Here is a 6,000-nt window from a genome sequence, read left to right on the forward strand (position 1 = left end):
TAAGCTACTTATAATAAAGAAAGCAAGATATTTGTCTCTTCACTCTTTAAGATTGCTTAAAAGTTAAGTTTTACAGCCTCTACTTATATATAAAGAAGGAAAAAATATTTGTTTTTCTCCCCATGAGGCCGTAATTTTGCTTTTTATAGGTCAATTTAGCATTACACTTTGGTAAAAAAGTTAATTTTAGCTAAGCTGGTATCCCACATACAATACACACTACCATTGCAAACTTATGGAATATTTAAACGATACCTTTTCTCTATGGCTATTACAATATGGAAGCATGGCTCTTTTCTTCTTGCTAGCCCTTGGAATTGTTGCTCTTCCGATTCCTGATGAAACGCTTATGGTTATCTCAGGAGTTATGATTCATCAAGGGCATTTATATACAATTCCTACCCTCATGGCAGCGTATCTAGGCTCTATGTGTGGCATTACCTTAAGCTATATGTTAGGTAAAACAGCAGGCCATTTCATTATTAAAAAGTATGGTAAGTGGATCGGTATCAATGAAGCGCGTCTAAAAAAAGCGCATGATTGGTATGAATATCTTGGGAAATGGACTCTTACATTTGGATATTTTATCCCGGGAGTGAGGCATCTTACTGGCGTTCTCGCAGGGATGACAGAACTCACTTATACAAGCTTTGCTCTTTTTGCTTATAGCGGAGCTTTTTTATGGGCTACAGTTTTTCTTTCGATTGGTTATTTTTTCGGCCCATACTGGTCTTGTATTCTCTGTTTCTTAGATGAACATCCCTTGGAATTGATTATAGCAGGAATATCTATTCTACTAATTATATGGCTAAGTAAGCGTTACGATAAGAGCAAAACAGTGACTCAATGATTTTTTAGCTCGGTATCTACAATAGAATACAAGCTTTTGCTTAAAAGTATTTGTCATAATTTTTTTAGAGAGCCATTGTTATCTAGAATATAATTTCTCTAGGAAGCGACATTCAGGAAATAGCGGGGCAAAAAAAAGTGCTTGGCTATTTTTCTAAATATTTATTTCTATAAAATCCGTTTAAAATTTCTGCTTCTTCCCAAGACTCATACTTTATTGCCAGCAGTCGCTACCTATTTATATTAACTCTCCCTATAGCTATTAAAATTTAGATTTTTTGTAAGCGGCAACGGGGGAGCTTTACTTAAGTCGTTAATGCTAAGATCTTAATATAAATCAAAAAGGCAGTAAATAGAAAAAACAGTTATTTGCGAGCATTTTTGACAGTGCAGATGCCCGCAGAATCGCGTTTAAAGCCGGGCATACCCAGTGATGGCTTACGATTTTTTTGAAAAGTATACCCTCGTTGGCAATAATTGTGTGTTTTTAAGATTGTTTGGATCTGTTTTTGAAAGTTTATTATATTAAGGGCTCGACTGTAGGCTTAAATTAGGGCAAACAGTAAATAATTTTAAAGTTATGGATGATATCTTGAAATAAATGTATTAAAGGAGGCCTTATGAAAAAATTAAATTTAATTTTTACAGCTTTAGGTGTTGTCTGCTTTACATTTCTATCAGCAAGCGGTTTTTGTGCTACTCCAGGAAAGAAGTTAAATGATGCTTTAGACAAAGAAAAATTTAAATATAAAAAATTTAAAAACATGGGTAAAGATAAATATAACGGTGCGGTAGAAAAGGGGAGAGAAAAATTGGATAAAGCTAAAGCAAACATAAAAAATAAAATTAAGGATACCAAGGAAAAAGCTAGAAGTAAGGCAGTAAAAACTCAAGATAACCGCCAGAAAGAGGTAAATAATGCAAGAACTTAAGGATCATGATTATAACTAGGCAAGCTTTATTCTTTGAAAGCTTGCACCTAATTCATATTTATAGAGTTCATTATTTTTTCTCTCCTTTATAGAATACTCTCCCTGGCTAATCAGTTTACCCATTGGTCGGACCTTCGTAAAAGGAGAGCAATTTAATTTAGATTGCTAACCTTTATATTACCAGAGAATTTACTAAATACATCTCAAAAATTTAAATCGCGAAAACTTAAGTATTAATGGATGAAATCTGATTTATTGAGTCAAGAGTGAAATTTATTGCTTTAAAATTAAAACTTACATGGGATGATATTAACAATTATTTTATTTGGATTGCCGACTAGCTTTAATAATGCTAATTTGTTAAATTGGTAAATCTTTGGTGAAGGTAATTTTACCATTCAACAACTTCTAACTGCTTAGTATAATTTGAACTAAACTTGTTAACGGAGGTCTTTATGAAAAAACTAAATTTTGCCCTTAAAATTTTAGGAGTTATTTGCTTGACATCTCTATCAGCAAGTGCTTTTTGTGCTACTACTCCAGGAGAAAAGCTAGATAATACTCTAGATAAAATCCAAGATAAATACGAAGATAGCAAGGAAAAGGTAAGAGATAAATCCAAAGATTTTGGTGATAAAGCCCATGATGAATATGAAGATATCAAGGAAAAGATAAGAGATAAATCCAAAGATTGTGGTGATACAGCCCGAGATAAATACGAAGATATTAAAGATAAAACTAAAGACACCACTGACAGAATAAGAGATAAAGCAAAAAAGATTGGCGCTAAGATTCAAGATAAATATGAAGATATCAAGGATAAAGTCAGTGATAAAACCAGAAATATTGCTGATAAAGTCAATGATAAAGTGAATAAAGGCGCAAGAAAGGCTAAAAAAGAATCTCATCGTGCAAAAAAGCATTTAAAAAAAGCTGAAAAGAGAGCAGCAAAAGCTGAGAAAAAAGCTAAAAGAAGAATGAAAAAGTAAGAGTCTTCTCTAAGTGGCAGGCTTTTGTATCTAAAAGCCTGCCAGAAATTTCTTTCCTCTAAAGTTAAAATTTTATCATCCTACGCGTTATTCCCTCTCGTATATGCTATTCATACGATTTTCCTTCCAATTAAAAGCTAAGCAAGCAATTCTACGCTTTAAAAAACTTAGTCTTTCTACCCATCCCTCTAAAAGCTATCTTTCTTTGCTTAACAAAAGAGATTTATAGAGTAGGGGACTGTATAAGGAGTAGCTCAGAAGCGCCTTCTAACTAGCCTATAAGCCAGGGATGGAAAAAAATTGCCTTGCCTTTTACAAATATAATATTAAAAAAAGAAAGTTTTATAAATTAAACTTAAGAACAAAGGTTTTAGGCTAGTTCGCTTGTGGATAAGTTTTTTACGATAGAAGTGCAATCAAAAAAGTAGAATAAGCAAGCACTATAAAGAAGATATTTGAGCAAAGATTTTTACGGCTTCTCCATTAAATTTAATAAATGGCTTTGCCAAAAAGGTAACCAAAAATAATAAAATAGATAATTCCTGTAGAGAATACTAGCCGTTGGCTATGTGATCTATTTCTTAGTGTATAGCCTATAATAGGTAAAGCTTGCAGAGCATGAAGGCCAAAAAAATGTGAGGATATTAGATAACCTCGAGAAGTATAATCTGCTAAGGGTAAGCCCCACCCGCTTAGTACTTGCCCCTGCCTCAAGTACATATCCTGAAAAGCGATAAAACCGCCTTCTAAACAGCTTAAAAGAAATATCACTAAACCTAAGCGAATCCCCCATAAATAAGCAGGGGAGCAAAGGGTAGTGGGGCGAAAAAATAAATATAAAATATAACTCGCAATAATAGTGTTAGCTACAATTAATAGATGAGAAAATAGGTATAAGCACATACCATAGCAGATAGCAAGTGTTAAGGGTTGCTCTATGCTAAAATGATAAATTTTTCCTTGTATACTCTGCAGAACAATCACAAGCATTTCCATAAATATAAGCAGAGCTGTTAGCCGGCTTATAGCTGAAAACATTTTTATAGAAATTTTCAAGTATACTAAAATCCATCCAAGCGTCAGCAGATAAATTCCAAAAGAAAAAGCAAACTTAATAGGCTTTATCCAAGAGATGGTCTCAGATGCTACAGGGGAACCTAAGGGGATTAAGCTTAATAAGAAAATTGCTAAAGCAAAATTAAGAATTGCTAGATAGAAAAGTAGGGGATTGCGCTTTTTGCTTTCTCTTATAAAGTATTGCATAGTGCGTACGAAAGATTTCATGTTCTCTCCAAAGATATCCTAAACTTGTCATAAGAGAAATTTATTTAAAAGAAAATATTTTTATTAAGATTTTTATCAAAAAAAATTTAAAAACAAGTTTTTTTTGATCTTTGTAATCCCTTTAATTTCTGGAGATTGCACACGGAAAAGTGAAGAATCAATCAAAGCAGATGCTAAGAGCTTAGGCAAACGAGGAGAGCATAAAACACCTACACGCTATTCTTCTTCTTAAATTTATAAATAGATAAAGGAGAAATTTTTAGGTGGAAGTTTAGTGATAAACTATTAAGGAAAAACTATGCGATGCAAAAAAAGAGGGGAGAAGCATGGCGACAAATCAAGTATTCTTTTCTTCACTTATTATCTGAGAATAAGGACGCAGGCTACTGTGCTTTGTCTACATAAGTCATGCAGCTTAAGAAAGAACCTGCGAAGGTTAAAGGAGTACATTAATCTAATCATGAGAGGTGAGCTGTATGTAGGTTAGCTGCCTACATCTATCAAAAGATAGAGGAGTGCAGTATATTCGACCCAAAAACTCTTTATCAGGAAGGCAAAGATTGTAGATTTCCTGGCAAAAATGGTAGATGCAGTTTGTAGGGAGCTTACAGTTTCTTTTATATAAAATTTTTTGCATCTCGGGCTGCTTATCCTTTTATTATTATTAAACCTAAAAATAGCCTTTAGTTTTTTAACAACTAATTTTGGAAACAGCCTATATAAATTTATAGAAAAATATCATTTCCTCTCTCTCAATATAGTCATCGCTACCGCGCGGCACAGTAGGAGCAAGCAATTAATCGCTAACGGCTTATCTGCTGGTTGCTTAGAAGATTTTTCAGATAGAGCCAAATTTTCATCAGAAGCATAAGGATAAATTGCCTCCACTGCTTTCTCAGCTTGCTCTAGCATTGACCACTTGTAAAGGGAAGAAGATTTATAATGTTTAAAATATTTGTTTTTGCTAAAAACTTCTTCTTTATTAATGTAATCTAGGATTTTAGATTGAATCTCCTGGACTAAGCTATTAATTAATAAATTTTTTTCCTCTAAAGTTTTAAGCTCTGAAATTCCTAAGGAGGTTGCTTTCTGTTTTACCATCTCTTCTTCAAGAGAAGGAGCAACAATTTTATAAAGAACTTCTCCTTTTAATACGTCAACTCCCATTTTTGCCTCCTAGCTGTTTTTATTAATTAATCATTAAGCTCTATTAATTAGACATAATTTAGACCTGTTTTAAATACAATGAGTATCACTGCTGCGTGCTCTTTAAGGATCATACCACCATTGAGCCAGTTAAATTGTACAAGCAACAATTTTAGATGAGTTAATAATAGGGCCTGATGTGTATCACTTTAAAAGCATCCATTTAGAAAATATTAAGCCGACTCAGCATAGGAGGCAAGAACACAGGAAATTTATGAGATTTTGAAATATAAAAGAAAAGGTGTTGCTTTATGGGTTATTAGCTATTTAAATAGCATTACTAGCCCAATTGATCCCGCTCAAGAGGAAACTATGCAAAAGTGAGTCGAAGCCATATAAAAAGAAAGGTAAAAACGCTACAATTGACTTTTCATGTCGATAAACTAGGGCAAATGAAAGAGCAGATTTGCTTAGATTATTTTAATAGGGAGGCTCTTGTTATTTATTTATAATAGCTTTAAGCATCATTTTTATTACTTTGGGGTATTAATGGAAAGGAAAAAAGGTCCTTCATTTAGTTAGCTAACGGAAGCTAGCTACGTAACAAGAAAATCTTCATAAATATAACGTCTGATAATATATGTTATGTTGTATAACCGGCTGAAAATCCGGGGATTTTATCTTTTTTTAAATCAGTTCTAAGAGGTTATCTTAAAACCCCTCTTTTAACTTATCAATTCGCCTTAACATCAGTCTAATCATCGATAGATAAATCCAATTTTCACTCGTAGTTGTTAGGT

General features: G+C 33.0%; 6 protein-coding genes. 3 read left to right on the forward strand and 3 right to left on the reverse strand.

Going from position 1 to position 6,000, the window contains the following annotated elements:
• The first annotated feature begins 235 nt into the window (after positions 1-235).
• The 3 genes from NEOC65_RS06020 (at position 236) to NEOC65_RS06030 (ending at position 2,770) form a co-directional block, all read left to right on the forward strand.
• Positions 236-850: a DedA family protein gene (locus NEOC65_RS06020; protein ID WP_213156033.1), complete on the forward strand. Its 615-nt coding sequence runs from the start codon at positions 236-238 to the stop codon at positions 848-850.
• 619 nt (positions 851-1,469) lie between these two features.
• Positions 1,470-1,781: a hypothetical protein gene (locus NEOC65_RS06025; protein ID WP_213156034.1), complete on the forward strand. Its 312-nt coding sequence runs from the start codon at positions 1,470-1,472 to the stop codon at positions 1,779-1,781.
• Between the two features lie 455 nt (positions 1,782-2,236).
• A complete protein-coding gene (locus NEOC65_RS06030) occupies positions 2,237-2,770 on the forward strand; it encodes a hypothetical protein (RefSeq protein ID WP_213156035.1) in 534 nt (177 codons plus the stop codon).
• A gap of 489 nt (positions 2,771-3,259) precedes the next feature.
• Here the strand turns inward: NEOC65_RS06030 and NEOC65_RS06035 are convergent, their stop codons facing one another.
• From NEOC65_RS06035 to NEOC65_RS06045, 3 genes are all read right to left on the reverse strand, one after another.
• Complete coding sequence (locus NEOC65_RS06035) at positions 3,260-4,054, reverse strand: hypothetical protein (RefSeq protein WP_213156036.1); 795 nt, start codon at positions 4,052-4,054, stop codon at positions 3,260-3,262.
• A gap of 454 nt (positions 4,055-4,508) precedes the next feature.
• The gene (locus tag NEOC65_RS06040) at positions 4,509-4,691 is read right to left on the reverse strand and encodes a hypothetical protein (RefSeq protein ID WP_213156037.1); all 183 of its coding nucleotides are present in this window, start codon (positions 4,689-4,691) and stop codon (positions 4,509-4,511) included.
• Positions 4,692-4,792: 101 nt separating this feature from the next.
• The gene (locus NEOC65_RS06045) at positions 4,793-5,221 is read right to left on the reverse strand and encodes a hypothetical protein (protein WP_213156038.1); all 429 of its coding nucleotides are present in this window, start codon (positions 5,219-5,221) and stop codon (positions 4,793-4,795) included.
• Positions 5,222-6,000 lie beyond the last annotated feature (779 nt).

This window comes from Neochlamydia sp. AcF65 (assembly GCF_018342435.1).
Classification (GTDB): Bacteria; Chlamydiota; Chlamydiia; order Chlamydiales; family Parachlamydiaceae; genus Neochlamydia.